This window comes from Paracoccus sp. SCSIO 75233 (genome assembly GCF_027912675.1).
Taxonomy (GTDB): Bacteria; Pseudomonadota; Alphaproteobacteria; order Rhodobacterales; family Rhodobacteraceae; genus Paracoccus.
Map to the genome: position 1 here is coordinate 1,594,759 of NZ_CP115757.1, position 25,487 is coordinate 1,620,245.

Here is a 25,487-nt window from a genome sequence, read left to right on the forward strand (position 1 = left end):
ACTTGCCCATAAACCGCACCCGGCATAGAAACCGGGGCGCGATCAGACAGGATAGAGACATGCTCGACCACCTCGAATTTACCGCCCCCGACCCCAAGCGCATCGCCGGGGCCACCTCGGACTGGGAGCTGGTGATCGGGCTGGAGGTTCACGCACAGGTCGCGTCCAATGCGAAGCTGTTCTCCGGCGCCTCGACCAGTTTCGGGGCGGAGCCGAACAGCAATGTCGCTTTCGTCGATGCCGCCATGCCGGGAATGCTGCCGGTCATCAACGAATTCTGCGTCGCGCAGGCGGTGAAAACGGGGCTGGGCCTGAAGGCGGACATCAACCTGCGCTCCGCCTTTGACCGCAAGAATTATTTCTACCCCGATCTGCCGCAGGGCTACCAGATCAGCCAGCTTTACCACCCCATCGTCGGAGAGGGTGAAATCATCATTGATATGGGTCCGGGCGTGGGCCGCAAGGTCCGTATCGAGCGCATCCATCTGGAACAGGACGCGGGCAAATCGATCCACGACATGGACCCGAACATGTCCTTCGTCGATTTCAACCGCACCGGCGTCGCCCTGATGGAGATCGTCTCCCGCCCCGATATTCGCGGACCGGAGGAAGCAGCGGCCTATGTCAGCAAGCTGCGCCAGATCCTGCGCTATCTCGGCACCTGCGACGGCAATATGCAGAACGGCAATCTGCGCGCCGATGTGAACGTCTCCGTCTGCAAGCCGGGCGATTACGAGAAATACCAGGAAATGCAGGATTTCAGCCATCTCGGCACGCGCTGCGAGATCAAGAACATGAACTCGCTGCGTTTTATCCAGCAGGCCATTGAATATGAGGCCCGCCGACAGATCGCCATTATCGAAGATGGCGGCAGCATCGTTCAGGAAACCCGGCTCTACGACCCGGACAAGGGCGAGACGCGCTCCATGCGGTCGAAGGAAGAAGCCCATGATTATCGCTACTTCCCCTGCCCCGACCTGCTTCCGCTGGAGATCGAGCAGGGCTGGGTGGACGATATCGGCGCATCCATGCCCGAACTGCCCGACGCCAAGAAGGCCCGCTTCGTCAAGAATCTGGGCCTGTCGGAATATGACGCGGGCGTGCTGACCGCCGAGGTCGAGAATGCCGATTATTTCGAGAAAGTGGCCGGGGGCCGCGACGGCAAGATGGCGGCGAACTGGGTCATCAACGAGCTTTTCGGGCGGTTGAACAAGGAAGACCTGACCATAGAGACCTCGCCGATCTCCGCAGACCAGCTCGGCGGGATTATCGACCTGATCGCCAAGGGCGACATCTCCGGCAAGATCGCCAAGGATCTGTTCGAGATCGTCTGGACCGACGGCGGCGACCCGGCGGACATCGTCGAGGCGCGCGGCATGAAACAGGTCACCGATCTGGGCGCGATCGAGGCGGCAGTGGATGAAATCATCGCCGCCAATCCGGCGCAGGTCGAGAAGGCTAAGCAGAACCCGAAACTGGCGGGATGGTTCGTCGGTCAGGTGCTGAAAGCCACCGGCGGCAAGGCCAATCCGGCGGCAGTTAACGAACTTGTGGCGAAGAAGCTGGGCGGCTGACGCGCGCCCCTGCGTGAATATCGGTTTCAGACCGCGCAACTTGTTGATCCCGCAAACCGGATTGGGGGGTGGCGCTTCCGGCATGGCTTGTCCTAAAAGCGGGTAACTCTACGAGGGACAGCTCATGCAGGAATTCGAATACAGTGCCATCCCGGCCCCGATGCGCAGCGACAAGGTCAAGGGTGCCAAGACCCCGACCGACCGCTATGCCGTCACCCTGACCGACGCCATCAACCAGATGGCCGCCGATGGCTGGGAATATCTGCGCGCGGAGACGCTTCCCTCGGAAGAACGCAGCGGGCTGACCGGGCGCACCACGGTGTTTCACAATGTCCTGATCTTCCGCCGCCCGCTTGCCGCGGCCCGTCCGGGGATGGTCCCGGCGGCTGACAAAAAGCCTGCAGCCGTTGCGGCGCAAGCGGCAAACCCTGCGACGACCCCGGTGACGCCGCCCGGACCCGTGACGCCGCCCGCTGCCGATCCCGAAACGCGGCTGCCACCCGCATCTGCCGCGACCGAGGCGAAACCCAGCGAAAAGCCGGCAACCGATAAACCCGGTGCCGACAAGGCTGCTGCGGAAAAACCGGCGGTCAAGACGGACGCGGACGCGGCCTCCTCCCCGATCTTTTCAGGAACGATGCGCCCCGCCACCGAGCCGCAAGCTCAGGACGCAACGCAGAAAAACCGTGTCGGTCCGGCAAGCTGATCCTGCCGGTTCCGGCCCCCGATCCTGTCTCTCAATGCGGGCCGGAACCAGAAAACAGGTTGATGACAATCACCCCGGCGGCGATCAGCGCGATGCCGATGACGCCCGCCGTGTCGATCTGCTGGTTCAGGAATACCGCCCCGATAAGGGAAATCAGCGCAATCCCGGTGCCTGACCAGATCGCATAGACCATGCCCATCGGCATGGACTGCACGACGACCGACAGCGCATAGAAAGACAGCCCGTAGCAGACCGCCATCAGCACCGTCGGGATAACGCGGGTGAACTGGGCGGATTGTTGCAGCGCCGTGGTGCCGACCACCTCAAGCGCAACGGCCCCCATCAGCCATGCCCAGACCGGCATCAGACCAGCCGCCCTGCCAGAGAGTTCGGCGCGGAATGGGTGATCTCCACCTCCAGCAACGCGCCGGGCTCGACATGGGGCGCGTCCACGAAGACGGAGTGGAGGTAATCCGATTTGCCGACCATCTGCCCCGGCTCCCGGCCCTTCTTCTCGAACAGCACACCCAGACGGCGGCCGATCATGGAATGCTGCGCCGCCTTCTGCTGACGGCTCAGAAGCGCCTGCAATTCCTGCAACCGGGCATCAGCGACATCGGACGCCACCTCTTCCCGACCCGCCGCAGGCGTTCCCGGACGTGGCGAATATTTGAAGCTGAACGCCGTGCCGTAGCCCACATCCTCGATCAGTTTCAGCGTATCGCGATGATCTTCATCCGTCTCTCCCGGGAAACCGGCGATGAAATCGGAGGTCAGCATGATATCGGGCCGCGCCGCGCGGATGCGGTCGATCAGGCGCAGATATTCCGCCGCCGTATGCTTGCGGTTCATCGCCTTCAGCACCCGGTCGCTGCCCGACTGAACCGGCAGATGCAGATAGGGCATCAGCTTCGGCTCATTGCCATGCGCCTCGATCAGGTCGTCGGTCATATCGTTGGGGTGGCTGGTGGTGTAGCGGATGCGGTCGAGCCCGTCGATCTCCGCAATCGCGCGGATCAGCCTGCCGAAATGCCATTCCCTGCCATCGGCACCGGCCCCGTGCCAGCCATTGACGTTCTGGCCCAAGAGCGTGATTTCGCGCACCCCGCGTTCTACCAGATCGCGCGCCTCCGCCATGATCCGCTCAACCGGGCGAGAGACCTCCGCGCCGCGTGTGTAAGGCACCACGCAGAAGGCGCAGAACTTGTCGCAACCCTCCTGCACGGTCAGGAATGCCGTCGGCGCACGGCGGGTGGCGCGGGATTTCGGCAGATGGTCGAATTTGTCTTCTTCGGGGAACTCGGTCAGCACGCGCGGCCCCTCGCCACGCGCCATTGCAGGCAGCTTGTGATAGCTTTGCGGGCCGACGACCAGATCGACCAGAGGCATCCGGTTCACGATCTCCTCCCCCTCGGCCTGCGCCACGCAGCCCGCCACGGCGATCTTGAGATCGGGTTTCTCCGCCTTGAACGGCTTCAACCGGCCCAGATCGGAATACAGCTTCTCCGCCGCTTTTTCCCGGATATGGCAGGTGTTGAGCAGGACCATATCGGCCTCGCCCTGATCCTCGGTCAGCACATAGCCATCCGCGCCCATGGCCTCCGCCATGCGCGAGCTGTCATAGACATTCATCTGACAGCCATAGGTCTTGATGAATAGCTTCTTGGGTTCGGCCATGATCGCGTTCCTTTGCGCGCGCGTTCTAGCCGAAAGCCGCGCCAAAGCAAAGCCGCGTCAGAGCTTTCCCTGGCTCAGCATGAACCACAGGATCAGGGCGCCCAGGATCAGCAATCCGAAGAGAACCGTGGCCAGGAAATTGGTGATCCCGTCGCGCATCCGGCTGACCCGGCCAAAGGGTTTGAGATAGGCCACCAGATCGGCATGCGCCTGCGCGGCATCGCTGAAATCGGTCTGGCGGGCAATCTTCGGAATATTCGTAACCCGCTCCGCTTCGCGCAGTATTTCAGCTTTTTTCAGCAGCTTGCGCGGCAAAGCTCGACCGCGACGCCGGATCATCTTGTCCAGATCGATCACCTCACCCCGCCGCGTTCCACCCAGCCGCGTAGCCATCAGAACCGCCACTTCTTCGGCCCAGCTTCTGACGTTGAGTGGTGTCATGGGTGATGCTCCTTCCGGGGCGGGTATAGACCGGCTGGCGGAGCTCTGCCAGAGGGGATAGGGTGGCGGCATGAAGTTGAATTCGATTGTTTCCGGTGATGAAAACGGCGGTGTGCCGGTGCTGCTGGCGCATGGGCTGTTCGGCTCTGCCCGCAATCTGGGCGGGCTGGCGCGGCGGATGTCGGGCGAGCGTAAGGTTATTGCGGTCGACATGCGCAATCACGGCGATTCTCCACATGATCCCGATCACAGCTACCCCGCCCTTGCCGATGATCTGGCCGAGGTGATCACGGCCAATGGCGGGGTTGCCGACGTGGTCGGTCACTCCATGGGGGGCAAGGCCGCGATGACGCTTTCCCTGACCCGGCCGGAACTGGTCCGCAAGCTGGTCGCGATGGATATTGCGCCCTTCGCCTATGGCCACGATCAGCAGGAATCGCTGGACGCAATGCGCGATCTCGACCTTGACGGCATCGACCGGAGATCAGAGGCCGACCGGCGCATGGCGGCGGTCATCAGCGATCCCGGCGTGCGCGCCTTCCTGCTTCAGAACCTCGATCTGAAGGCCGATCCGCCGCAGTGGAAACCCAATCTCGACGTGCTGGCGGCGGAGATGGACAAGCTTGTCGGCTGGCCCGACGGGTTGCAGAAAGCGGCCTTTGACGGCCCGGCCCTGTTCCTTGCCGGTGGAGCTTCCCATTATGCCGCCGAGGGCGCGGCGGCGGATGCGATCCGGGCTTATTTCCCGCAGGCCGAGCTGCAATATATCGCCGGTTGCGGGCACTGGCTTCACGCCGAGAAGCCGAAGCTGGTCGCGGATACGGTGGCCGATTTTCTGGGGTGATTCTGCCTGCACAGCGCGTACACCGGGCGTACACAGACTGTACACCGACTGTACACAGCCCTGCCTGAGCTACGCACAAAGCGTCTGTCCGGGTGGGTGCGGAACGCGCCCGCCGTGGGGCGGGCGGACGCGTGCCTGCCGCTTGCGCGACAGGCGGGCTGAGCGGCAGAGCTATCCGCCGGAATCCGAGGATCAGTTCCGCGTCGTGATCGAGAACAGCGCCGCCGGGTGGGACATGCGCACCTGTGTCAGGGGAGCACCGTTCAGGAAGGTCCGACGCTCCAAAACGAAGATCGGCGCGCCGGGGGTGAGGTCGAGCGAGCGCGCCTCCTCCTCGGTCGCGCCATCGGCCCGCAGCGTGGTTTCGACATCGGTCGCGGGCACCTGCCGGACCAGCCATTCATTCGGGCTTTCCGCGGAAAAATCCGCATCCGCCGTTTCGGGCAGCGCGTCGAGGCTGATCCGGCGTTGCTCAAGCTGAAACGGGCGGTCATTGGCGTAATGCAGGCAGTCCAGCTCCAGCACCCCCGCTGGGCCGCCGAAACCGAGGCTGGCCTTGCCGATGCGGCGTGACAGCAGGCTGTAGCCGTAGCGGTCGCCGCGCGCCTCGATCCCGTGGCGGACAATGGGGATGGTCATGCGGGAGGCGTGGCCCAGACGTGGCGCGACCCGCGTCCCGGCCCGTTTGCGCCGGTCCACCAGCCCCTGATCGGACAGCGCATCCATCGCCCGCCGGATCGTGCCGCGCGCGACGCCGAATTCCTGCGCAAGCTGCGGCTCCGTCGGCAGTTCGTGGCCGACCGGCCAGTCACCGTCATTGATCCGGCGCAGCATCTCGTCCCGTATGGCTTCAAATCGCGTCATTCCGCCCCCTGACCTTCGACAATACGTCTGGCGGCGCGAAAAGCACAGCATAAATATGATTGAACATAATTCGATTATGTACAAACATATTCAGAGGAGGACCACATGATTCGTCGCATTCTGGAGAATTGTAGCGTGGCGTCGATGGTGGCGGGCGCGGATGGTTACACCCCGCAACCGGCGCGGCTGCTGCTGGAGGGAGAGCAGATCGCCGCCGTTCTGGCACAAGATGCCGATCTGCCGGAGAGCCATGCGGGTGCCGATACAGACGATCTTGGCGGCAGGCTGGTGACCCCTGCCCTGATCGATTGCCACACCCATCTGGTTTATGGCGGCTCGCGCGCGACGGAGTTCGAGATGCGGCTGAACGGTGCCAGCTACGCCGAGGTCGCGCAGGCGGGCGGCGGTATCGTCTCGACCGTGGCGGCGACACGGGCCGCATCGGAAAGCGCGCTGCTGGCGGCAGCCTTGCGCCGCGCCGACCGGCTGATTGCCGAAGGTGTCGCGACAATAGAGATCAAATCGGGATACGGGCTGGATCGTGAGACCGAATTGCGGATGCTGCGTGTCGCCCGTCAGGTGGGCGAGGCGCGTCCGGTCGATGTCGTGACCAGCTTCCTTGGGGCGCATGCGGTGCCGAAGGGGGCGGATGCGGATCAATATATCGACGAGATCTGCATTCCGGCGCTGCGCGCGGCGGCGGCGGAAGGGCTGGTCGATGCGGTTGACGGGTTTTGCGAGGGGATCGCGTTCGACACGGCGCAGATGGCGCGGATCTTCGATGCGGCGGCGGAGCTGGGTCTGCCGGTGAAGCTTCATGCCGAACAGCTTTCCGATCTCGGCGGGGCGGCGCTTGTCGCGCGGCGCGGCGGCTTGTCGGCGGATCATCTGGAATATCTCGGCCCCGACGGGATCGCCGCGATGGCCGGGGCAGGCACGGTCGCGGTTCTGCTGCCCGGTGCGTTCTACACGCTGCGGGAGACGCAATTGCCGCCTGTCGATGCGCTGCGCGAGGCCGGGGTGGCGATGGCGGTGGCGACGGATTCCAACCCCGGTTCCGCGCCGATGACCTCGCTGTTGCTGGCGATGAACATGGCCGCGACGCTGTTTCGCATGACCCCGGAGGAGACGTTGCGGGGGGCGACGGTCAATGCGTCGCGCGCGCTCGGCCTGTCTGATCGCGGGCGGATCGCGGCGGGGCTGCGCGCCGATCTGGCGGTCTGGGATTGCGAGACCCCGGCGGAACTGACCTATCGGATGGGCGATGCGCCACTGCATTGCCGCTATTACAGGGGGACCCCATGCTGACACTGACACCCGGCGCGGTCCGGCTTGCCGATCTGGAGGCGATCTGGGCGGATGGCGTGGCCGCGCGGCTTGATCCGCAGGCGCTTGACGGTGTGCGCGAGGCGGCACGGCGGGTCGCGGCGGCGGCACAGGGGGACGCGCCGGTTTATGGGGTGAATACGGGTTTCGGCAAGCTCGCCTCCATCCGCATACCGGCGGGGGACACGGCGAAATTGCAGCGCAATCTGATCCTGTCCCATGCCGCTGGCGTGGGGCCGGATACGCCCACGGAGGTCGTGCGGCTGATGATGGCGCTCAAGCTGATCTCGCTGGGGCGCGGTGCGTCGGGCGTCCGACCGGAGATCATCGCGCTGATCGAGGGGATGCTGGATCGCGGCGTGGTGCCGGTCGTGCCTGCGCAGGGTTCGGTTGGCGCGTCGGGCGATCTGGCCCCGCTGGCGCATATGGCCGCGGTGATGATCGGCGCGGCAGAGGCGGATTATGACGGGCGGCGCATGGGCGGGGCGGAGGCGCTGGCTGCCGCCGGGCTGGCCCCGGTCGAGCTTGGCCCGAAAGAGGGGCTGGCGCTGATCAACGGGACGCAGTTTTCGACCGCCTTCGCGCTTGCCGGTCTGTTCATGGCGTGGCGGGCAGCGGGGGCGGCACTGCTGACCTCGTGCATGTCGATTGATGCCGCGATGGCCTCGACCGCGCCGCTGGCGCCTGAGATCCATGATCTGCGCGGTCATCCGGGCCAGATCGCGGCGGCTTCGGTGATGCGCGATCTGCTGGAGGGGTCCGAGATCCGGGAGAGCCACCGGCAGGACGATCCGCGGGTGCAGGACCCGTATTGCATGCGCTGTCAGCCGCAGGTGACCGGGGCGGCGATGGATCTGCTGCGGATGGCGGCGGCGACGCTGCTGCGGGAGGCGAATGCGGCGACGGATAATCCGCTGGTGCTGGTGGGCGAGGACCGGATCGTTTCGGGCGGGAATTTCCATGCCGAGCCGGTAGCGTTCGCCGCCGACATGATTGCGCTGGCCTTGGCGGAGATCGGGGCGATTGCGCAGCGGCGGGTTGCGCTCCTGGTCGATCCGGTGCTGTCCTATGACCTGCCGCCCTTCCTTGCCGCCGATCCGGGGCTGAATTCCGGGCTGATGATCGCCGAGGTGACCTCGGCGGCTCTGATGAGCGAGAACAAGCATCTGGCGAACCCGTGCAGCACCGATTCGACGCCGACCTCCGCCAATCAGGAGGATCATGTCAGCATGGCCGCGCATGGCGCGCGGCGGCTGTCGCGGATGGCGGATAATCTGTTCCGCATTCTCGGCGTGGAGGCACTGGCCGGGGCGGAAGGCGTGCGTCACCGTGCGCCGCTGGCCCCCAGCCCCGCCGTCAGCCGCGCCATTGACCGGCTGCGCGCCGATATTCCGGCGCTGACCGAGGACCGCTATATCGCGCCCGATCTGGAGGCGGCGGCGTCGCTGATCGCCTCGGGCGCATTGACAGGGGCGACAGGGATCGCCTTCCCGCTACTGGAGGAAACCGCATGACCGACCGCCGCAAGAACACCCGCGAGGTGCGCCCTGCCACCGGCACCGAACTCAGCGCGAAAAGCTGGCTGACCGAGGCACCGCTGCGCATGATGATGAACAACCTGCATCCGGATGTGGCCGAGAACCCGGCGGAACTGGTCGTTTACGGCGGCATCGGGCGCGCGGCGCGGACATGGGAGGATTTCGACCGGATCGTCGCCTCGCTGCGCGATCTGGAGGCGGATGAGACGCTGCTGGTTCAGTCCGGCAAACCCGTGGGCGTGTTCCGCACCCATAAGGACGCGCCACGGGTGCTCATCGCGAATTCCAACCTCGTCCCGCATTGGGCGAACTGGGACCATTTCAACGAGTTGGACAAGAAAGGGCTGGCCATGTACGGCCAGATGACCGCCGGGTCGTGGATATATATCGGCTCTCAGGGGATCGTACAGGGCACCTATGAAACCTTTGTGGAGGCCGGGCGGCAGCATTATGGCGGCGATCTGACCGGCAAATGGATCCTGACCGCCGGGCTTGGCGGCATGGGTGGCGCGCAGCCGCTGGCCGCCGTGATGGCCGGGGCCTGCTGTCTGGCGGTCGAATGCGACGAGACGCGGGCCGATTTCCGGCTGCGGACCCGCTATGTCGACGAAAAGACCGACGATCTGGACGAGGCGCTTGCCATGATCGACCGCTGGACCAAGGCGGGCGAGGCGAAATCGGTGGCGCTGATCGGCAATGCGGCGGATATTTACCCCGAGCTGGTCCGCCGCATGAAGGCGGGCGAGCCGCGCCCGGATATCGTGACCGACCAGACCTCCGCCCATGATCCGGTGCATGGTTATCTGCCGCAGGGCTGGACCGTCGCGGAGTGGCGCGCGAAGCAGGAGAGCGATCCGAAAGCGGTCGAGAAAGCCGCGCGGGCCAGCATGAAAACCCATGTCGCGGCCATGGTCGATTTCTGGAATGCCGATGTGCCGACGCTGGATTACGGCAATAATATCCGCCAGGTCGCGCAGGAGGAGGGGCTGGAGAACGCCTTTGCCTTCCCCGGTTTCGTGCCCGCCTATATCCGTCCGCTCTTCTGTCGCGGCATCGGGCCGTTCCGCTGGGCCGCGCTGTCGGGCGACCCGGAGGATATTTACAAGACCGACGCCAAGGTGAAGGAGCTGATCGACGATCCGCATCTGCATAACTGGCTGGACATGGCGCGGGAGCGGATCAGTTTTCAGGGTCTGCCCGCCCGCATCTGCTGGGTCGGGCTGGGGCTGCGCCACAAGCTAGGCCTCGCCTTCAACGAGATGGTGCGGAATGGCGAGTTGTCCGCGCCGATCGTGATCGGTCGCGACCATCTCGACAGCGGCTCCGTTGCCAGCCCGAACCGGGAAACCGAGGCGATGAAGGATGGCAGTGACGCGGTCAGCGACTGGCCGCTGTTGAATGCGCTTCTGAACACAGCCTCCGGCGCGACCTGGGTCAGCCTGCATCACGGCGGCGGCGTCGGCATGGGGTTCTCGCAGCATTCCGGCATGGTGATCTGCTGCGACGGGACCGAAGATGCCGACCGGCGCATCGCCAATGTGCTGTGGAACGACCCCGCGACCGGGGTCATGCGCCATGCCGATGCGGGCTATGACATCGCCATCGACTGCGCAAAGGAATACGGGCTGAACCTGCCCGGCATCCTGAACCGCGAGGCTTGACGCGACCGAAGGGGCAGGCCCAAACTGCCCGCAACCAGACCATCAACAGGGAAGGATAATACGATGAAAAGACGTTCCTTTATCGCCACTGCCGGGATCGGGGCCGCAGCTTCCGCACTTGCGGCACCTGCGGTTGCGCAGGATGTTCTGCAATGGAAAATGGTCACCAGCTGGCCGAAAAACCTGCCCGGCCCCGGTGTCGCGGCGCAGAAGCTGGCCGACCGGATCACGCTGCTGTCGGGTGGCCGGATCGAGGTGCAGCTTTTCGCAGCGGGCGAGCTGGTCCCCGGCAATGGCGTGTTCGACGCGGTATCGCAGGGCACGGCGGATCTGTACCACGCGGTCCCGAGCTATTGGGGCAGCAAGTCCAAGGCGATCCTGCTGTTTTGCAGCCAGCCCTTCGGTCTGACCGCGACGGAGCAGGTCGGCTGGATGAGCTATGGCGGCGGCCAGGAGCTTTATGACGAGGTCTATGCGGGCTTCGGGCTGAAACCCTTCCTGTGCGGCAATTCCGGGCCGCAATGGGCAGGCTGGTTCCGCGAGCCGATCAACTCTGCCGAGGATCTGAAGGGGCTGCGGTTCCGTTCGACCGGGCTCGCATCCGAGATGTGCACCAAGCTGGGCATGTCGGTGCAGGCGCTGTCGGGGGGCGAGATGTTCCAGGCGCTGCAATCGGGCGCGCTCGACGCCGGTGAGTTCATCGGGCCGTGGACGGATGCCGCCGTGGGCTATCAGCAGATCGCCAAGCATTACTACTGGCCCGGCATCGGCGAGCCCGGATCGGCGGAGGAATGCGCGGTCAATCTGGAAAGCTGGAACGCCCTGCCCGACGATCTGAAAGCCGCCGTCCGCGCCGCCTGCGAGAGCCTTTATAACGAGGTGTTGACGGAGTATCTGACCAACCACGCCCGCGCGCTGGAACAGCTTGTCGCGAATGACGGGGTGGAGGTGCATCGCCTGCCCGACGACGTGCTGGCCGCGATGTGGACCGCCGCCGGTGAGGTCTATAACGAGTTGCTGGCCGGTGACGAGACCACCAAGAAGGTCACCGAAAGCTTCATGGCCTACCGAGATCTGATCGCCGGGTATCAGGTCCAGTCCGAAGCCGGTGCGATCAACGCCCGCGCCGCGGCAATGGGCGTCTGATGCTGAGGCTGGCGGACCGTCTGGACGCGATCAATCGGATCACCGGCCAGACGGTTCGCTGGCTGGCGCTGCTGCTGCTGGCGGCGCAGTTTGCCATTGTGCTGCTGCGCTATGTCTTCGGGATCGGCGCGATCTGGGCGGATGAGATCGTGCTTTATACCCATGCGAGCCTGTTCATGCTGGCCTCCGGCTATACGCTGCTGATGGACCGGCATGTACGGGTGGATATTTTCTATGCGAAATGGTCGCCACGCGGGAAATCCATGCTGGATCTGGCGGGGCATTGCCTGCTGCTGCTGCCCAGCCTTGCCGTGATCGCGTGGTGGAGCTGGCCGTCGATCCGCGCCTCATGGGCGATCCGGGAGGGGGCGATTTCCGTGGGCGGGCTGCCGTTTTCCTATCTGCTGAAATCGCTGACACTGGGGTTTTGCGCGCTGCTCGCCATACAGGGGGTCGCGCTGATCCTGCGCGATCTGGTGCGGCTGAGCGGCAAGGAAGGGACGCCTGATGCTTGATCTGTGGATGATCGCGGCGCTGATCGTGGGGATCGTGCTGGGCTATCCGGTGGCCTTCACCATTTCCGGCATCGCGGTTCTGTTCGCCGGGATCGGTTGGCTGACCGGCGGTTTCGATGCGGCGCTGTTCGGCGCCATCGGGCAGCGTTTCTTCGGGGTGATGACCAACCGCACGCTGATCGCCATTCCGCTATTCGTGATGATGGGCGTGATCCTGCAACGATCCGGCATTGCCGAGCGGCTGCTGGAGACGATGGCGCGGATGTTCGGGCACCGGCGCGGCGGCCTTGGCATCTCGGTCGTGCTGGTCGGCGCGCTGCTGGCGGCCTCGACCGGGATTGTCGGGGCAACGGTAATCGCCATGGGGATGATCGCGCTGCCGACGATGATCCGCAACGGCTACGATGTGCCGCTGGCCTGCGGGACGGTCTGCACGGCGGGAACGCTGGGTCAGATCATCCCGCCCTCAACGCTGCTGATTATCCTGTCGGACGTGATGTCCTCGGCCTATCAGCAGGCGCAATATGCACAGGGAAAATTCTCCATCCAGACGATCTCCGTCGGGCAGACATTTGCGGCGGCGATGCTGCCGGGGCTGGCGATTGTGGGGATCTATCTGATCTATCTGATCGCGCGGGCATGGTTGCGCCCTCAGGACATGCCGCCAGTCATTGACGAGGCCGGACGTCCCGGCGCGGGCGAGATCATGGCCGCCGTGGTGCCGCCGATTGCGCTGATCGTGGCTGTTCTGGGCGCTATCCTTGGCGGGATCGCCACCCCGACGGAGGCCGGGGCGGTCGGTGCAGCCGGGGCGCTTCTGCTGGCCGGACGGCACGCCGGGATGCCGGCATGGCAGTTCTGGCTGGGCTTCTGCGCGCTGCTGGCACTGGCAATTGCGGCGGGCGTGGCCCCGGTGCGGCTGCAACGCAGCGACCTGACACAGACGCAGCAGATGCTGGGCTATCTTTACGCCGCACTCGCCCTGATCTCCATGCTGGTGCTGGCGCTTGCGGCCTGGCGGATCCGGCTGGGCGGAATGCTGAGCGCCGTGGTGACGGAGACCGCGACGGTCAGCGCGATGATCTTTGCCACGATCCTGATGGCAGGGATGTTCTCGCTGGTGTTCATCGGGCTGGGTGGCGAGGACCGGCTGGCCGATCTGCTGGAGCGGATGCCGGGCGGGCCGACCGGGGCGCTGCTGTTCACGATGGGGCTGATCTTCCTCCTCGGCTTCTTCCTCGATTTCGTGGAGATCTCCGTCATCCTGCTGCCGCTGGTGGTGCCGGTGCTGATCACCATGGGCCATGATCCGGTCTGGCTGGCGGTGCTGATCGCGATTAATCTGCAAACAAGCTTCCTGACCCCGCCTTTCGGCTTCTCGCTGTTCTATCTGCGCGGCGCGGCCCCGCCGGAGGTCACGACCGGCCAGATCTATCGCGGCGTCGCCCCGTTCCTGTTCCTGCAGGCATTGGCCGTGGCGGTCGTCTGGCTGATCCCGATCATCGCGACATGGCTGCCGGGGTGGCTTTATGGCTGATCTGGTCGCCGCCCCTGAATGGACCGGCCGCAGCGACCCGGAGGACGGGCCTGCGGCGCTGAGGCTGCATCATCTGGCAGGCGCAGCGGGGGCGGATGTCGCCCTGCTCGGCTTCGCCTGTGACGAGGGGGTGCGGCGCAACAAGGGCCGACCCGGCGCGGCAGAGGGACCGCAGGCGCTGCGCATGGCGATGGCCAACCTTGCCGCGCCGACCGGCTGGCCGGGTTTCGCCGATCTGGGCGATGTGGCGCTGAGCGGGACCGGGCTGGAGGCCGCGCAGGCGATGATGGCCGGTCAGATCACCGGGGCGCTGGCCACCCTTGAACGCGCCGTGGTTCTGGGCGGCGGCCATGAGACCGCATTCGCAAGCTGGACCGGGCTGCGATCCGCGCGGCAGGGGCGGATCGGGATCATCAATATCGACGCGCATCTGGACATCAGGAATGCGGGCGAGAGCGGCCCCTCCTCCGGCACGCCTTTCGCGCAGATCCGCGCGGCTGAGCCGGAGGGGTTCGATTACCTCGTGCTGGGTCTCGCGGCAGAGGGCAACACTCAGGCGCTTCTGGATCGCGCGCGTGACTGGTCAGTCGGCATCGTCCCCGACCGGGCGCTGCAAACCGGGCCGGATGCGGCGCTGCAAGCGATCGAAGCGATCTGTGCGCGCAACGACCATATCTATCTGACGCTCGATCTGGATGTGCTGCCGCATGCCGCCATGTCCGCCGTCAGCGCCCCCGCCGGGCGCGGCGTGCCGCTGCATGTGGTGGAGGCGCTGATTGACGCGGTTTTCGACGCAGCCCCGGTCGTCGCTCTGGCCGATATGGTGGAGTTCTCCCCGCGGCTGGACCCGACCGGCCTGTCCGCCCGAACCGCCGCCCTGCTGGGCCGCCGCCTGCTGCTGGGCGGCAAGGCGTGAGCCTGCCCCCGCCGATTGCGCCCGCACCGGCTTCCGCCTATCACTGAGGCATGGAATTCGCGCATATCGACACCTGGATCTTCGATCTCGACAACACGCTGTACCCGGCGGAGGCAGCGCTTTTCGCGCAGATCGAGACGCGGATGACCGCCCATCTCCAGCGGGTTCTGGGCGTGGAGGCGGCAGAGGCCGACCGGCTGCGCATTCATTACTGGCGCGATTACGGCACCACGCTGGCCGGGTTGATGGCCGAACATGACATTGATCCGCATGAATATCTGCTGGACGTCCACGATATCGATTTTTCGGTTCTCTCCCCCGCCCCGGAGCTGGCGGCGGCCATTGCCGCGCTGCCGGGGCGCAAGATCGTCCACACCAATGCGGATTCGCATTACGCGGGCAAGGTGCTGAGCCAGCTTCAGCTTGCCGGGTTCGAGGCCGTGATCGGAATCGAAGAGGTCGGATTTCATCCAAAACCCGATCCGCGCGCTTATGCCGCAGTGATGGCGGAATGCCGCTTCGATCCGGAAAAAGCCGTTATGTTCGAGGACGATCCGCGCAACCTTGAAGTCCCGTTCGGGCTGGGCATGCAGACGGTTCTGGTCGGTGACGGCCGCGCCGGACCGGACCAGATCAGCCCCGGCAAGGCCCCCGCTGCGCATGTACGACACCGGACCCGCGACCTTGCGGGCTTCCTGCGGGCGCTTGTCTGAGGGCGGAGGCTCTGGCAAGATCGGGGCTGGTTTTTACGGAGGTTTCCCGATGTCCGAACAGGCACTCACCGACGACGCGCAGGCCAGCCGGCGCGAAAATGCACTGGCTGTGCGCATCTTTCTTGGCATTCTTGTGGTGCTGGTGGTCGCGGTCCTGATCGTGGTCCTGTTCGGGCTGCCCGCGCTTGGGCTGATCGGGCTGATCCTGACGGCGCTTTGCTTCGCCGTCATGCTGGCCTTTATGGCAGGGAGCTGACGCAATGACGAAGGCCGCGCAAACCGATATTCTTGTCTCCGGCGGCGGTATTGCCGGGCTGACGGCGGCGGCGGCCTTCGCGGCGGATGGCCATCAGGTGATCTGTGTCGATCCCGCCCCCCCGGTCACGGAGGAGGCGGCAGCGAATTCTGATCTGCGCACCACGGCCTTTCTGCATCCCTCGATCCGGCTTCTGGAGCGGGTCGGGCTGTGGGATCGCTTTGCCCCACATGCGATGCCGTTGCAGGTCATGCGGATCATCGACGCGGGCGGGGCGACGCCGAAAGCCCGGCTGGTGCGCGATTTCAACGCCGCCGATATTTCGGACGCGCCCTTCGGCTGGAACCTGCCCAACTGGCTGCTGCGGCGCGAGATCGTGGCGCATCTGGCGAAGCAGGAGAATGTGACCTTCCGCCCCGGCAAGGCAACGATCGGGCTGGTCGCGCGCGAAAGCGAGGCGGTCGTGACGCTGTCAGATGGCAGCAGCGTCTCTGCACGGCTGGTGGTCGGTGCGGATGGCCGCGAATCCGTCATACGGAACGCGCTGAATATCGGTGTCGACACGATCCGTTACGGGCAAAAGGCGCTGGCCTTTGCGGTGACGCATGAAAAGCCGCACGAAAATGTCTCGACCGAAATCCATCGCTCCGGCGGGCCGTTCACGCTGGTCCCGCTGCCGGATCGCGACGGCAAGCCCTCCTCCGCCGTGGTCTGGATGGAGCGCGGGCCGGAGGTTGCGCGGCTGATGTCGCTGGACCCTCCGCTTTTCGAGGCGGAGCTGAACGAACGCTCCACCGGCATTCTGGGCCATCTGACCCCGGTCACACGGCTGAGCGCATGGCCGATCATCAGCCAGATCGCGCGGCGCTTTACCGGGCCGCGCACCGCCCTGATTGCCGAGGCCGCGCATGTCGTGCCGCCCATCGGGGCGCAAGGGCTGAATATGAGCCTTGCCGATCTGTCGCTGCTGCTGGATCTGTCGCGGAGCGATCCGGGCAGCCGGGAAAGCCTCGACGCGTTTCAGCGCAGCCGCTGGCGGGAGGCGAAGCTGCGGCTGACCGGCATCGACCTGCTGAACCGCGCCAGCATGATCGAGGCGCGCCCGCTGCGCGATCTGCGCGCGGCTGGTCTGGGCGCGATCTACGGCATCCCGCCGGTGCGACGGCTGATGATGAAGGCGGGTCTGGGCGTTACCTGATCCGCAGATATTCGACGGCAATGCAAGGCGGGCCATCGGCGCGCAGCGTGATCTCCGCCCCCCGCCTCCAGTCGGTTGCCTCAATCGCGGGAAAGAACGTGTCGGGGTCGTCGACGCTGAGATCGACCTCGCTGATCAGCAGCCGGTCGGCGCGTGGCAGCAGCTCGCGATAGATGCCCGCCCCGCCAATGCCATAGATACGGGCATAACCCTGACGCTGCGCGGTCTCTATCGCAGTTTCGGCATCAGGCACGACATGTTCAGGCAGATCCAGCGTCGAGGACACGACAAGGTTCAGCCGGTTCTTCAGCGGCTTGAACGGCAGGCTCTCCCATGTCCGCCGCCCCATGATCAGCGCGCCGCCAAGGGTCTCCCGCTTGAAGAACGCCAAGTCTTCGGGGATGTGCCACGGAATATTCCCGTCCCGGCCAATCGCCCCGTTCCGGTCGCGCGCGACGATCAGGCTGAGCATCAGACCGCCACCGGGGCCTTGATCGCCGGGTCGGGATCGTAGTTCAGAAACTCGAAATCCTCATAACGGAAATCGAAGATGGAGCCGACCTCACGGGCGATCCGCAACTCCGGCAGCGGCTTGGGTTGGCGCGCAAGCTGGGTTTTCACCTGATCCATATGGTTGGAATAGATATGCGCGTCCCCGATGGTATGGACGAAATCCCCCGCCTCGTAGCCGGTGACATGGGCCAGCATCGCCAGCAGCAGCGCGTAAGATGCGATATTGAACGGCACGCCGAGGAACATATCGGCCGACCGCTGATAAAGCTGGAGATGCATTTTCCGCCCGATGATCCGCACCTGCCAGAGCGTGTGGCAGGGCGGCAGCGCCATATCCGGCACCTCGCCCGGGTTCCAGGCGGAGACGATCAGGCGGCGGCTGTCGGGGCTTTTGCGGATATTTTCCACCAGATCGGCAATCTGATCGACGGAGCGGGCAAAGAACAGGGGGCGTCCGTCCCTGACCTCGCCACTCGGTTCAAGCGCCGGGAAACGCCGCCACTGATGGCCGTAGACGGGACCGAGATCGCCGTTCTCATCCGCCCATTCATCCCAGATCGAGACCTTGTTGTCCTTCAGATAGCCGATATTCGTGTCCCCGGCGAGGAACCACAGCAATTCATGGATGATGGAGCGCAGATGCAGCTTCTTCGTCGTCACCAGCGGAAACCCGTCGGCCAGCGGATAGCGGCACTGCATCCCGAAATAGGACAGCGTGCCGGTGCCGGTGCGGTCGGTCGAGTCTTCGCCATGTTCGAGGATCGTCCTCAGCGCATCGTGATATTGCTGCATGATCTGGCCCTGTCCTGTGCTTCTATCTTCTTACCGTGCCGGTCTGCGGTTGCAACCTCGACCGGGATGGCGGAGTTTGCCTAGCTGAAACGACCACAGTTTTCCCGCGATGAAAGGATATTCCATGCCGCTACGCTATCTGCATACGATGGTCCGGGTGAAGGATCTTGAGAAATCAATGGAATTCTACCGGCTTCTGGGGCTGGAGGAGACGCGCCGGATCGAGAATGAAAAGGGCCGGTTCTCGCTCATCTTCATGGCCCCTCCCGGTCAGGAGGAATGCCCGGTCGAACTGACCTATAACTGGGACGGCGATGACGGGCTGCCGTCGGACAGCCGCCATTTCGGTCATCTCGCCTACCGGGTCGATAATATCTACGAGGCTTGCCAGAAGCTGATGGATGCCGGCGTGACCATCAACCGCCCGCCGCGCGACGGTCACATGGCATTCGTGCGCAGCCCCGACAATATCTCGATCGAGTTGCTGCAGGAGGGCGAACACCTGCCCCCGCAGGAGCCCTGGGCCAGCATGGAAAATACCGGCCACTGGTAAGGCGGTTTCGCCACGACAGGCAACGAAACCCGACCGCGCCGGTTCATGCTGCGGCCGGGTTTTTCGTCAGCGATGTCAGTAGATATACCGGATCTGTTCGGTCCAGTAGCGTTCGACCCGCTGCCATTGACGGTTCACCCGGTCCAGCGGCGGATCGTCCAGCACCCCGCCCATCGACAGCGCCTCTGCATGGCGGGCGAAGAGCTGCCGGATCACCGCCCGCATCTCCTGCCCTTCCGGGGTCAGCCGCACGCGGATGGCGCGCCGGTCCTGATCGCTGCGCTCATGATGGACATAGCCCATCGTGACGAGCTTCTTCAGGTTATAAGACACGTTGGAACCCTGATACATGCCGCGCGATCGCAACTCCCCCGCGGACACCTCCGCCTCGCCCAGATGGTAGAGCAGCAACCCCTGCACCGGGGTCAGGTCGCATTTTCCCACACGTTCAAACTCGTCCTTGACCAGATCGAGCATCAGCCGGTGCAACCGCTCCAGCAATTGCAGCGACTGGAAATAAGCATCGGTCTGATCGCGCTCCATCTCGCGATCCGCTATGGGCATAAGAGCTTTCATGTCATCATCCCCTTGGTTAGGAGGACGATGACCGCGAAAGCCGAATTTCGGGTTAACTCCGCCGTGAATCCAGCGGTTTATTGTTAAAATGCTCGCTATCTTCGGCAAAATGCCCGAAGGCGGCGGCGGCGATCACGTCCAGCACCGCCGAAATCTCCGCCGGGCCTTCGCTGTCGCCGCGCGAGCGGGCGACGATCCAGCGATAAAGATCCTGATCGTTCTCGCCCATCACCTGCTCATACTGGGCCATCAACTCGTCCGGCAGATCGGCCAGCTTCCTGTCCGCGAACGGGCCAAGGATCAGGTCCATTTCCTTCATCCCGCGCCGCCAGCTTCGCATCCGCAGCCGTTTCAGACGGGTTTCCTGAGTTTCCATGACGTGCCTCGCTTGTCGCCGGTCCGCGCGCAACCTATGACGGAAGAGTGGTTTTTCCAAGGAGCGTATGATGGCTTTCCTTTCCGACGCAATCGCCCGCATCAAGCCTTCGCCGACCGTGGCCATGACCGGCCGGGTGGCGGATCTGAAGGCAGCGGGGCGCGATATTATCGGACTGTCAGCGGGGGAGCCGGATTTCGACACGCCCGAACATATCCGCGCCGCAGCGAAAGCCGCCATCGACGCCGGGAAAACCCGCTACACCGCCGTCGACGGCATTGCAGAGCTGAAGGCGGCGATCAGCGAGAAATTTTCTAGCGATAACGGGCTGGACTACGCCCCGGAGCAGATCAGCGTCGGGACCGGCGGCAAGCAGATCCTGTTCAACGCGCTTCTGGCGACGGTCAATCCCGGTGATGAGGTCATTATCCCCGCGCCCTACTGGGTCAGCTATCCCGACATCGTGGCGCTTGCGGGTGGGGTGCCGGTCGTGGTGCCCTGCCCTGCCGATCAGGGATTCCGGCTCAGCGCCGATGCGCTGCGTCAGGCGATCACGCCGCGCACGAAATGGGTGATCCTGAATTCCCCCTCCAACCCGACAGGTGCCGCCTATGGCGCGGCAGAGATGCGCGCCCTGACCGATGTGCTGATGGACAACCCGCATGTCTGGGTGCTGGCGGATGATATTTACGAACATCTGGTGTTCGACGGCTTCCGCTTCGTCACCCCAGCCGAGGTGGAGCCGGGGCTGATCGACCGCACGCTGACCATGAACGGCGTCAGCAAGGCCTACGCCATGACCGGCTGGCGGATCGGGTATGGCGCGGGACCGCGCGAATTGATCCGCGCAATGGCCAAGCTGCAATCGCAATCCACCTCCAACCCCTGCACGGTCAGCCAATATGCCGCGCTCGCCGCGCTGACCGGGCCGCAGGATTACATCGCCACCTCTCGCGCCGCATTCCAGCGTCGCCGCGATCTGGTTGTGGCCGGGCTGAACGAATGCGCGGGCATCGACTGCCCGACCCCGCAGGGCGCGTTCTATGTCTACCCGTCGATTGCCGGGCTGATCGGCAAGAGCTCTGCCGGGGGTGTGCGGATTACCGATGACGAGACCTTTGCGAATGCGCTTCTGGACGAGGCAGGCGTGGCGGTCGTCTTCGGCGCGGCATTCGGGCTGTCGCCGCATTTCCGGGTCAGCTACGCCGCGAGCGACGAGATGCTGGGCGAGGCGATCAGCCGCATCAGGGCATTCTGCGACGGCTGCGCCTGACGATGGAAAGCGGCCCGCGATGAACGGGCCGCCGCTTTTACCAGTAAAGTGAGCTTTGCGCCGATCCGGGTTTCTCATCGGTGACGAAGCTGCGCCCCGATGGCCGGTGCCGTGTAACCGGCGCGCCACCATCCAGCCCCACATCCCAGCGGAGATGCTCAGGCACCGCGCCCGCGCTTTTGCGGCAGATCCGCTTCTGGTGGCGTGCCTCGCTCCACGCCGCGAGGCGGTTCAGCATCCGGGCCAGCGGCGATCCGAGGTCGCAGCCTGCACGTTGTTCAATCGGCATGATCGTCATCCTCAACCTCCTTCATTCAGTGACACGTTCACACTCACCCTCATAAAGCGGGCTTCTGCCGCCAGAGGCGCGGGAACGGGCGTTTCATTTTTCATGTCAGCGTCAGGGGCGGCGTTTGCGGCGGCTCTGCTTTGCTGCATGGGGAAAGAATGCTACGCTGCGCCTCCGAAAGCCAACAAAACGCCGGCAAGCGCACATAAGGACAGCTTATGGACATCCCGCCCCTCGCCGCCTTGCGCGTGTTCGACGCCGCCAGCCGACAGCTCAGCTTTACGCAGGCGGCGGAAACGCTCGGCATGACGCAGGCGGCGGTCAGCTATCAGATCAAGCTGCTGGAGGAACGGTTGGGCGGGCAGCTTTTCCTGCGCAACCCGAAAGGGCTGGAACTGACAGAGATGGGCCGCCGCTATGCCGGACCGACGGCGGAGGCGTTTGCGCTTCTGCGCGACACCTATGCCGGTCAGAACGGCCAGCAGGAAACGCTGGCGATCTCCACCATGATGACCGTCGCGGGCAACTGGCTGTCACACCGGCTGGGACGGTTCCAGATGGCGCATGCGAATCTGGCCGTTCGGCTGGACACGAATGACAAGCTGGTCGATTTCAACCGTCAGGACATCGACGTCGCCATCCGCAAGGGGCGTGGATCATGGGATGGAATGGTCAGTCACAAACTGTTCGAGGCCAGGCTGACGCCGATGTATTCCCCGGCTCTGGTCGAGAAATACGGCCCCGCCACCCGGCCCGAAGATGTGGTCGACCTGCCGTGGCTGAACAACCATGACAAGAACTGGGATGCGTGGCTTGTCCTTGCCGGGGTCGATGAACTGTCCTGCGCGCCCACAAGACGGTTCGAGATGGACAGCCAGCTTCAACTCAGCCGCGCGGCGATTGCCGGGGAAGGGATCGCGCTGCTCGACCCGCGTTTCTTCCGCAGCGAGTTGACGACGGGGGCACTGATCCAGCCCTTCGATCTGTGCTGGCAGGATGATCTGGCCTATTGGGTGGTCTACCCTCATGCGCGCCGCAACCGCCCGATGATCAAGTCGTTCCTGCGCTTCGTGCTGAACGAGGCGGCAGCGGAGGACGCGGCGAACATGCCGCAACAGGGCGCGGCATAGGCCCGGCGTCAGCCCTTGCCACCCCGCGTCGTCTGGTGGTTCTGGTCATCCGCCCTGCCCGGTTTGACCCCAAGGTGACAGGGGATCTTGAAGCGGCGGTTCTTCTCCGCCCGCCGCTTCGACCAGCGGTCGAACCAGGCCGCGAAACGGCCCGGCCCGCGCTTACAATGCGGTCCAGCCGCCATCGACGCTGATCGTCGTGCCGGTGATCTGGGCCGCCGCGTCGCTGCACAGGAAAATCGCCGTGCCGCCCATCTGTTCGACCGTGGCGAATTCCTTCGACGGCTGACGCTCCAGCAGGACGTTCTTCACCACGTCCTCGCGCGACATATTGTATTCCTTCATCGTGTCCGGGATCTGCGCCTCGACCAGCGGGGTCAGCACATAGCCGGGGCAGATCGCGTTGGCGGTGATGGGTTCCTGCGCGGTTTCAAGCGCCGTCACCTTGGTCAGCCCGACGACACCGTGTTTTGCGGCGACATAGGCGGATTTGAACGGCGAGGCGGTCAGCCCGTGGGCAGAGGCGATATTGATGACCCGGCCCCAGCCGGATTTGCGCATCATCGGCAGCGCCGCCGCCGTGGTGTGAAAGGCGGAGGACAGGTTGATCGCAATGATCGCATCCCATTTGCCTTGCGGGAATTCCGGGATCGGCGCGACATGCTGGATGCCGGCATTGTTGATCAGGATGTCGCAGGTCCCGGCCTTCTCGATTAGGGCACGGCACTGATCGGCCTTGGACATATCGGCCTGAATATAGCGCGCGGTGACGCCGAACTCCGCCCCGATTTCGTCGGCCAGCTTATGATCTGCCTCGTCATCGGTGTAGCTGTTCAGCACGACCGAGGCCCCGGCCTTCGCCAGTTCACGCGCGATGCCAAGCCCGATACCGGAGTTTGACCCCGTCACGACCGCCGTTTTACCATTCAGAACATTCTCGAACATAGGGAATCCCTCACCTTGTTTCCGCCGGGACCGGAACACAAAAAAAGCGCCCGCACAAGGCGGGCGCAAGTCATGAGGCAGGTTTCATACAGGCAAGAAACCTATCGAGCAGTAAGTCATATATAGGCGAAACCGCGCGTGAGTCCAAGGCTGTTGTTTGTCAGGGCAAAGTCGGTCGGCTAGTCTGCGGCTTGAAATTACTGGCCTTTGCCGCAGGGGAGCTCACGCAAAGATGCGAATCTTCAAGAATCCTAACGAATCCTGGATCAGAACCGCTTTTTTCGCCGGTCTGGTGAGCTTTGCAACTGTTGCAGCGATGCCGCTGACAACCCTCGCTGAACCGTCCCACGCTATTGCAATGTATGGCGAACCCGCCCTGCCGGATGGTTTCACCGCCCTGCCATACGCCAACCCCGACGCCCCGAAAGGGGGGGCGATTCGGCTGGGTGAATCGGGCAGTTTCGATTCGCTTAAACCGTGGGTGCTGCGCGGCAACCCGGCCTGGCCGATCTTCACCATGCCCGGTGTGCTGGCCGAAACGCTTATGCTGCGCTCGATGGATGAGCCGTTTACGCTTTATGGCCTGCTGGCCGAATCTGTCGAGACTGATCCCGAACGGACATGGGTCGAATTCACCCTGCGTCCGGAGGCAAAATTCTCCGACGGCACCCCGGTCACGGTCGAGGATGTGATGTGGTCCTATGAGATCCTCGGCACGCAGGGCCATCCCCGTTATCGCGGCGCATGGTCCAAGGTCGAGAAGATGGAACAGACCGGCGAGAACAAAATCCGCTTTACATTCAATGTCGAAGACCGCGAACTTGCCATGCTGATGGGCATGCGCCCGATCCTGAAGAAAGCGCAGTGGGAGGGGCAGGACTTTGCCAATCCCGGACTTGAAGTTCCGATCGGCTCCGGCCCCTATGTCATCGAAAATGTCGATCCCGGCCGCAGCTTTACCTTCCGCCGCAACCCCGATTGGTGGGGCGCGGATCTGCCGGTCAATCAGGGGCTGCATAATTTCGATCAGGTGATCTACGAATATTTTGGCGACAGCAACGCCATGTCCGAAGCCTTCCGCGCCGGAGATATCGACGTCTGGCGCGAGCTTGATCCTAACCGCTGGGAAAACGATTATGACTTCGCCCGCGCCACCTCCGGCGAGGTGGTGAAATCCGAAATTCCGAACGAGCGCCCCTCCGGCATTATGGGGCTGGTGATGAACACGCGGAACCCGATCTTTCAGGACTGGCGCGTCCGTCAGGCGATGATCGAGGCATTCAACTGGCAGTTCATCAACGCCACGCTGTCGAACGGCGCGGAAACCCGCATCTCCTCCTATTTCGCGAATTCCGATCTGGCGATGATCCCCGGCACACCCGCCGAAGGGCGCGTGCTGGAATTGCTGGAACCGTTCGTGGATGAGTTGCCCCCCGGCACCATCGAAGGCTACGCCCTGCCCGAAGGCTCCGCCCAGCCGATGGACCGCCGCGCCATGCGCAGCGCGACGAAGCTGCTGAACGAAGCCGGCTGGACGGTAGAGAACGGCGTGCTGACCAACGAGGCCGGTGAGAGCTTCACCTTTGAAATCCTGCTCAACCAGTCGGGCAGCGCCATGAGCAGCGCGACCGAGATGAAGCAGATCGCGGAGATCTATATCCAGTCGCTGCGCCAGCTTGGCATGCAGCCCACCATCACCACGCTCGACAGCGCGCAATATATCGAGCGCACGAATAATTACAGCTTCGACATGACATGGTATGACCGCGCCCTGTCGCTGTCGCCGGGCAATGAACAGATGCTCTACTGGGGCTCTGACGGGGTGACACAGGACGGCACGCGGAACTTCATGGGCATGAACTCCCCCGCTGCCGAAGCCATGATTGCGGAGATGCTGAATGCCGGATCGCGCGAGGATTTCATCGCCGCCGTGCGCGCCCTCGACCGCATCCTGACCGCCGGGCGCTATGTCATTCCCGCCGGATATTCCCCGGTCAGCCGCCTTGCGCATGATGCGGCGCTGAAATATCCGGACGAAATCCCGGTCTATGGCGACTATCCCGGATTTCTTCCCGAAACCTGGTGGCGCGACAGCGGGTCGCAATAGGGAACCATCCGCACTTTCACG

At 64.2% G+C, this 25,487-nt stretch carries 27 protein-coding genes and 1 pseudogene; 17 read left to right on the top strand and 11 right to left on the bottom strand.

Annotation, left to right across the window (positions count from 1 at the left end):
* The first annotated feature begins 59 nt into the window (after positions 1 to 59).
* Both gatB and PAF12_RS07685 read left to right on the top strand, forming a co-directional pair.
* Entirely contained in the window at positions 60 to 1,574 is a 1,515-nt protein-coding gene (gatB, locus tag PAF12_RS07680; protein ID WP_271109575.1) for an Asp-tRNA(Asn)/Glu-tRNA(Gln) amidotransferase subunit GatB, read from the top strand.
* A gap of 124 nt (positions 1,575 to 1,698) precedes the next feature.
* On the top strand, positions 1,699 to 2,280 hold the full coding sequence (locus PAF12_RS07685) for a DUF4177 domain-containing protein (RefSeq protein WP_271109576.1): 582 nt from the start codon (positions 1,699 to 1,701) through the stop codon (positions 2,278 to 2,280).
* Between the two features lie 31 nt (positions 2,281 to 2,311).
* Here the strand turns inward: PAF12_RS07685 and PAF12_RS07690 are convergent, their stop codons facing one another.
* The 3 genes from PAF12_RS07690 to PAF12_RS07700 are packed head-to-tail and all read right to left on the bottom strand — an operon-like array spanning position 2,312 to position 4,398.
* Positions 2,312 to 2,644 (bottom strand): multidrug efflux SMR transporter, encoded by a 333-nt coding sequence (locus PAF12_RS07690; protein WP_271109577.1) that lies wholly within the window; start codon positions 2,642 to 2,644, stop codon positions 2,312 to 2,314.
* Positions 2,644 to 3,957 (bottom strand): tRNA (N6-isopentenyl adenosine(37)-C2)-methylthiotransferase MiaB, encoded by a 1,314-nt coding sequence (gene miaB, locus PAF12_RS07695; protein WP_271109578.1) that lies wholly within the window; start codon positions 3,955 to 3,957, stop codon positions 2,644 to 2,646. Before miaB ends, PAF12_RS07690 begins: the two co-directional genes overlap by 1 nt.
* A 57-nt stretch (positions 3,958 to 4,014) precedes the next feature.
* Positions 4,015 to 4,398, bottom strand: a complete 384-nt coding sequence (locus PAF12_RS07700; RefSeq protein WP_271109579.1) for a hypothetical protein — start codon at positions 4,396 to 4,398, stop codon at positions 4,015 to 4,017.
* A gap of 70 nt (positions 4,399 to 4,468) precedes the next feature.
* Here PAF12_RS07700 and PAF12_RS07705 point away from each other — a divergent pair, with 70 nt between their 5' ends.
* Positions 4,469 to 5,242, top strand: coding sequence for an alpha/beta fold hydrolase (locus PAF12_RS07705; protein WP_271109580.1), 774 nt, complete (start codon positions 4,469 to 4,471; stop codon positions 5,240 to 5,242).
* Positions 5,243 to 5,434: 192 nt separating this feature from the next.
* Here the strand turns inward: PAF12_RS07705 and PAF12_RS07710 are convergent, their stop codons facing one another.
* Positions 5,435 to 6,106 carry a GntR family transcriptional regulator gene (locus PAF12_RS07710; protein ID WP_271109581.1) on the bottom strand — a complete coding sequence of 224 codons (672 nt, stop codon included), beginning with the start codon at positions 6,104 to 6,106 and terminating at the stop codon, positions 5,435 to 5,437.
* A 195-nt stretch (positions 6,107 to 6,301) separates the two neighbouring features.
* Between PAF12_RS07710 and hutI the strand changes: the two are divergent.
* The 10 genes and pseudogenes from hutI to PAF12_RS07760 all read left to right on the top strand — a co-directional run.
* Positions 6,302 to 7,414: pseudogene (gene hutI, locus PAF12_RS07715) on the top strand (imidazolonepropionase); the annotation flags it as partial.
* The gene (gene hutH, locus PAF12_RS07720; protein WP_271109582.1) at positions 7,408 to 8,946 is read left to right on the top strand and encodes a histidine ammonia-lyase; all 1,539 of its coding nucleotides are present in this window, start codon (positions 7,408 to 7,410) and stop codon (positions 8,944 to 8,946) included. The pseudogene hutI and the gene hutH, both read left to right, overlap by 7 nt.
* On the top strand, positions 8,943 to 10,631 hold the full coding sequence (hutU, locus tag PAF12_RS07725; protein WP_271109583.1) for a urocanate hydratase: 1,689 nt from the start codon (positions 8,943 to 8,945) through the stop codon (positions 10,629 to 10,631). The genes hutH and hutU overlap by 4 nt, the downstream gene beginning before the upstream one ends.
* A gap of 63 nt (positions 10,632 to 10,694) precedes the next feature.
* Positions 10,695 to 11,777 carry a TRAP transporter substrate-binding protein gene (locus PAF12_RS07730; RefSeq protein ID WP_271109584.1) on the top strand — a complete coding sequence of 361 codons (1,083 nt, stop codon included), beginning with the start codon at positions 10,695 to 10,697 and terminating at the stop codon, positions 11,775 to 11,777.
* The gene (locus tag PAF12_RS07735) at positions 11,777 to 12,292 is read left to right on the top strand and encodes a TRAP transporter small permease subunit (protein WP_271109585.1); all 516 of its coding nucleotides are present in this window, start codon (positions 11,777 to 11,779) and stop codon (positions 12,290 to 12,292) included. Before PAF12_RS07730 ends, PAF12_RS07735 begins: the two co-directional genes overlap by 1 nt.
* A complete protein-coding gene (locus tag PAF12_RS07740; protein ID WP_271109586.1) occupies positions 12,285 to 13,829 on the top strand; it encodes a TRAP transporter large permease subunit in 1,545 nt (514 codons plus the stop codon). The genes PAF12_RS07735 and PAF12_RS07740 overlap by 8 nt, the downstream gene beginning before the upstream one ends.
* Entirely contained in the window at positions 13,822 to 14,745 is a 924-nt protein-coding gene (gene hutG / locus PAF12_RS07745; RefSeq protein WP_271109587.1) for a formimidoylglutamase, read from the top strand. The genes PAF12_RS07740 and hutG overlap by 8 nt, the downstream gene beginning before the upstream one ends.
* Positions 14,746 to 14,795: 50 nt before the next feature.
* The gene (locus PAF12_RS07750) at positions 14,796 to 15,458 is read left to right on the top strand and encodes a pyrimidine 5'-nucleotidase (RefSeq protein ID WP_271109588.1); all 663 of its coding nucleotides are present in this window, start codon (positions 14,796 to 14,798) and stop codon (positions 15,456 to 15,458) included.
* 49 nt (positions 15,459 to 15,507) lie between these two features.
* Positions 15,508 to 15,714: a hypothetical protein gene (locus tag PAF12_RS07755; protein WP_271109589.1), complete on the top strand. Its 207-nt coding sequence runs from the start codon at positions 15,508 to 15,510 to the stop codon at positions 15,712 to 15,714.
* Between the two features lie 4 nt (positions 15,715 to 15,718).
* Positions 15,719 to 16,912: a UbiH/UbiF family hydroxylase gene (locus tag PAF12_RS07760; protein WP_271109590.1), complete on the top strand. Its 1,194-nt coding sequence runs from the start codon at positions 15,719 to 15,721 to the stop codon at positions 16,910 to 16,912.
* On the opposite strand, the gene PAF12_RS07765 is transcribed toward PAF12_RS07760, so the two are convergent.
* The gene (locus tag PAF12_RS07765) at positions 16,905 to 17,384 is read right to left on the bottom strand and encodes a dihydrofolate reductase (RefSeq protein ID WP_271109591.1); all 480 of its coding nucleotides are present in this window, start codon (positions 17,382 to 17,384) and stop codon (positions 16,905 to 16,907) included. The genes PAF12_RS07760 and PAF12_RS07765 overlap by 8 nt on opposite strands.
* A complete protein-coding gene (locus PAF12_RS07770) occupies positions 17,384 to 18,217 on the bottom strand; it encodes a thymidylate synthase (RefSeq protein WP_271109592.1) in 834 nt (277 codons plus the stop codon). Before PAF12_RS07770 ends, PAF12_RS07765 begins: the two co-directional genes overlap by 1 nt.
* Positions 18,218 to 18,341: 124 nt before the next feature.
* Here PAF12_RS07770 and PAF12_RS07775 point away from each other — a divergent pair, with 124 nt between their 5' ends.
* Positions 18,342 to 18,770, top strand: coding sequence for a VOC family protein (locus PAF12_RS07775; RefSeq protein WP_271109593.1), 429 nt, complete (start codon positions 18,342 to 18,344; stop codon positions 18,768 to 18,770).
* A 75-nt stretch (positions 18,771 to 18,845) separates the two neighbouring features.
* Here the strand turns inward: PAF12_RS07775 and PAF12_RS07780 are convergent, their stop codons facing one another.
* Positions 18,846 to 19,346 (bottom strand): MarR family winged helix-turn-helix transcriptional regulator, encoded by a 501-nt coding sequence (locus tag PAF12_RS07780; protein ID WP_271109594.1) that lies wholly within the window; start codon positions 19,344 to 19,346, stop codon positions 18,846 to 18,848.
* A 52-nt stretch (positions 19,347 to 19,398) separates the two neighbouring features.
* The gene (locus PAF12_RS07785) at positions 19,399 to 19,722 is read right to left on the bottom strand and encodes a succinate dehydrogenase assembly factor 2 (protein WP_271109595.1); all 324 of its coding nucleotides are present in this window, start codon (positions 19,720 to 19,722) and stop codon (positions 19,399 to 19,401) included.
* Between the two features lie 70 nt (positions 19,723 to 19,792).
* Here PAF12_RS07785 and PAF12_RS07790 point away from each other — a divergent pair, with 70 nt between their 5' ends.
* A complete protein-coding gene (locus tag PAF12_RS07790) occupies positions 19,793 to 20,995 on the top strand; it encodes a pyridoxal phosphate-dependent aminotransferase (RefSeq protein WP_271109596.1) in 1,203 nt (400 codons plus the stop codon).
* A gap of 37 nt (positions 20,996 to 21,032) precedes the next feature.
* Here PAF12_RS07790 and PAF12_RS07795 read toward each other — a convergent pair whose 3' ends face one another.
* Entirely contained in the window at positions 21,033 to 21,293 is a 261-nt protein-coding gene (locus tag PAF12_RS07795) for a hypothetical protein (protein ID WP_271109597.1), read from the bottom strand.
* A gap of 209 nt (positions 21,294 to 21,502) precedes the next feature.
* Between PAF12_RS07795 and PAF12_RS07800 the strand changes: the two genes are divergently transcribed.
* Positions 21,503 to 22,414, top strand: a complete 912-nt coding sequence (locus tag PAF12_RS07800; RefSeq protein ID WP_271109598.1) for a LysR substrate-binding domain-containing protein — start codon at positions 21,503 to 21,505, stop codon at positions 22,412 to 22,414.
* 8 nt (positions 22,415 to 22,422) lie between these two features.
* On the opposite strand, the gene PAF12_RS07805 is transcribed toward PAF12_RS07800, so the two are convergent.
* Both PAF12_RS07805 and PAF12_RS07810 read right to left on the bottom strand, forming a co-directional pair.
* The gene (locus PAF12_RS07805; protein ID WP_271109599.1) at positions 22,423 to 22,599 is read right to left on the bottom strand and encodes a hypothetical protein; all 177 of its coding nucleotides are present in this window, start codon (positions 22,597 to 22,599) and stop codon (positions 22,423 to 22,425) included.
* Complete coding sequence (locus PAF12_RS07810; RefSeq protein ID WP_271109600.1) at positions 22,577 to 23,359, bottom strand: 3-hydroxybutyrate dehydrogenase; 783 nt, start codon at positions 23,357 to 23,359, stop codon at positions 22,577 to 22,579. The genes PAF12_RS07805 and PAF12_RS07810 overlap by 23 nt, the downstream gene beginning before the upstream one ends.
* Before the next feature lie 316 nt (positions 23,360 to 23,675).
* Here PAF12_RS07810 and PAF12_RS07815 point away from each other — a divergent pair, with 316 nt between their 5' ends.
* Positions 23,676 to 25,466, top strand: coding sequence for an extracellular solute-binding protein (locus PAF12_RS07815; RefSeq protein ID WP_271109601.1), 1,791 nt, complete (start codon positions 23,676 to 23,678; stop codon positions 25,464 to 25,466).
* The last annotated feature ends 21 nt before the right edge of the window (positions 25,467 to 25,487 follow it).

What these genes read in the sequence shown, in the direction of transcription:
- hutH (WP_271109582.1), top strand. Translation starts at nt 7,408, where the DNA reads ATGCTGACACTGACACCCGGCGCGGTCCGGCTTGCCGATCTGGAGGCG.
- PAF12_RS07730 (WP_271109584.1), top strand. Translation starts at nt 10,695, where the DNA reads ATGAAAAGACGTTCCTTTATCGCCACTGCCGGGATCGGGGCCGCAGCT.
- gatB (WP_271109575.1), top strand. Translation starts at nt 60, where the DNA reads ATGCTCGACCACCTCGAATTTACCGCCCCCGACCCCAAGCGCATCGCC.
- PAF12_RS07705 (WP_271109580.1), top strand. Translation starts at nt 4,469, where the DNA reads ATGAAGTTGAATTCGATTGTTTCCGGTGATGAAAACGGCGGTGTGCCG.
- PAF12_RS07760 (WP_271109590.1), top strand. Translation starts at nt 15,719, where the DNA reads ATGACGAAGGCCGCGCAAACCGATATTCTTGTCTCCGGCGGCGGTATT.
- PAF12_RS07815 (WP_271109601.1), top strand. Translation starts at nt 23,676, where the DNA reads ATGCCGCTGACAACCCTCGCTGAACCGTCCCACGCTATTGCAATGTAT.
- PAF12_RS07770 (WP_271109592.1), bottom strand. Translation starts at nt 18,217, where the DNA reads ATGCAGCAATATCACGATGCGCTGAGGACGATCCTCGAACATGGCGAA.
- miaB (WP_271109578.1), bottom strand. Translation starts at nt 3,957, where the DNA reads ATGGCCGAACCCAAGAAGCTATTCATCAAGACCTATGGCTGTCAGATG.
- PAF12_RS07740 (WP_271109586.1), top strand. Translation starts at nt 12,285, where the DNA reads ATGCTTGATCTGTGGATGATCGCGGCGCTGATCGTGGGGATCGTGCTG.
- PAF12_RS07795 (WP_271109597.1), bottom strand. Translation starts at nt 21,293, where the DNA reads ATGACGATCATGCCGATTGAACAACGTGCAGGCTGCGACCTCGGATCG.
- PAF12_RS07790 (WP_271109596.1), top strand. Translation starts at nt 19,793, where the DNA reads ATGGCTTTCCTTTCCGACGCAATCGCCCGCATCAAGCCTTCGCCGACC.
- PAF12_RS07800 (WP_271109598.1), top strand. Translation starts at nt 21,503, where the DNA reads ATGGACATCCCGCCCCTCGCCGCCTTGCGCGTGTTCGACGCCGCCAGC.
- PAF12_RS07700 (WP_271109579.1), bottom strand. Translation starts at nt 4,398, where the DNA reads ATGACACCACTCAACGTCAGAAGCTGGGCCGAAGAAGTGGCGGTTCTG.
- hutU (WP_271109583.1), top strand. Translation starts at nt 8,943, where the DNA reads ATGACCGACCGCCGCAAGAACACCCGCGAGGTGCGCCCTGCCACCGGC.
- PAF12_RS07765 (WP_271109591.1), bottom strand. Translation starts at nt 17,384, where the DNA reads ATGCTCAGCCTGATCGTCGCGCGCGACCGGAACGGGGCGATTGGCCGG.
- PAF12_RS07805 (WP_271109599.1), bottom strand. Translation starts at nt 22,599, where the DNA reads ATGGCGGCTGGACCGCATTGTAAGCGCGGGCCGGGCCGTTTCGCGGCC.
- PAF12_RS07735 (WP_271109585.1), top strand. Translation starts at nt 11,777, where the DNA reads ATGCTGAGGCTGGCGGACCGTCTGGACGCGATCAATCGGATCACCGGC.
- PAF12_RS07755 (WP_271109589.1), top strand. Translation starts at nt 15,508, where the DNA reads ATGTCCGAACAGGCACTCACCGACGACGCGCAGGCCAGCCGGCGCGAA.
- PAF12_RS07775 (WP_271109593.1), top strand. Translation starts at nt 18,342, where the DNA reads ATGCCGCTACGCTATCTGCATACGATGGTCCGGGTGAAGGATCTTGAG.
- PAF12_RS07710 (WP_271109581.1), bottom strand. Translation starts at nt 6,106, where the DNA reads ATGACGCGATTTGAAGCCATACGGGACGAGATGCTGCGCCGGATCAAT.
- PAF12_RS07780 (WP_271109594.1), bottom strand. Translation starts at nt 19,346, where the DNA reads ATGAAAGCTCTTATGCCCATAGCGGATCGCGAGATGGAGCGCGATCAG.
- hutG (WP_271109587.1), top strand. Translation starts at nt 13,822, where the DNA reads ATGGCTGATCTGGTCGCCGCCCCTGAATGGACCGGCCGCAGCGACCCG.
- PAF12_RS07750 (WP_271109588.1), top strand. Translation starts at nt 14,796, where the DNA reads ATGGAATTCGCGCATATCGACACCTGGATCTTCGATCTCGACAACACG.
- PAF12_RS07685 (WP_271109576.1), top strand. Translation starts at nt 1,699, where the DNA reads ATGCAGGAATTCGAATACAGTGCCATCCCGGCCCCGATGCGCAGCGAC.
- PAF12_RS07785 (WP_271109595.1), bottom strand. Translation starts at nt 19,722, where the DNA reads ATGGAAACTCAGGAAACCCGTCTGAAACGGCTGCGGATGCGAAGCTGG.
- PAF12_RS07690 (WP_271109577.1), bottom strand. Translation starts at nt 2,644, where the DNA reads ATGCCGGTCTGGGCATGGCTGATGGGGGCCGTTGCGCTTGAGGTGGTC.
- PAF12_RS07810 (WP_271109600.1), bottom strand. Translation starts at nt 23,359, where the DNA reads ATGTTCGAGAATGTTCTGAATGGTAAAACGGCGGTCGTGACGGGGTCA.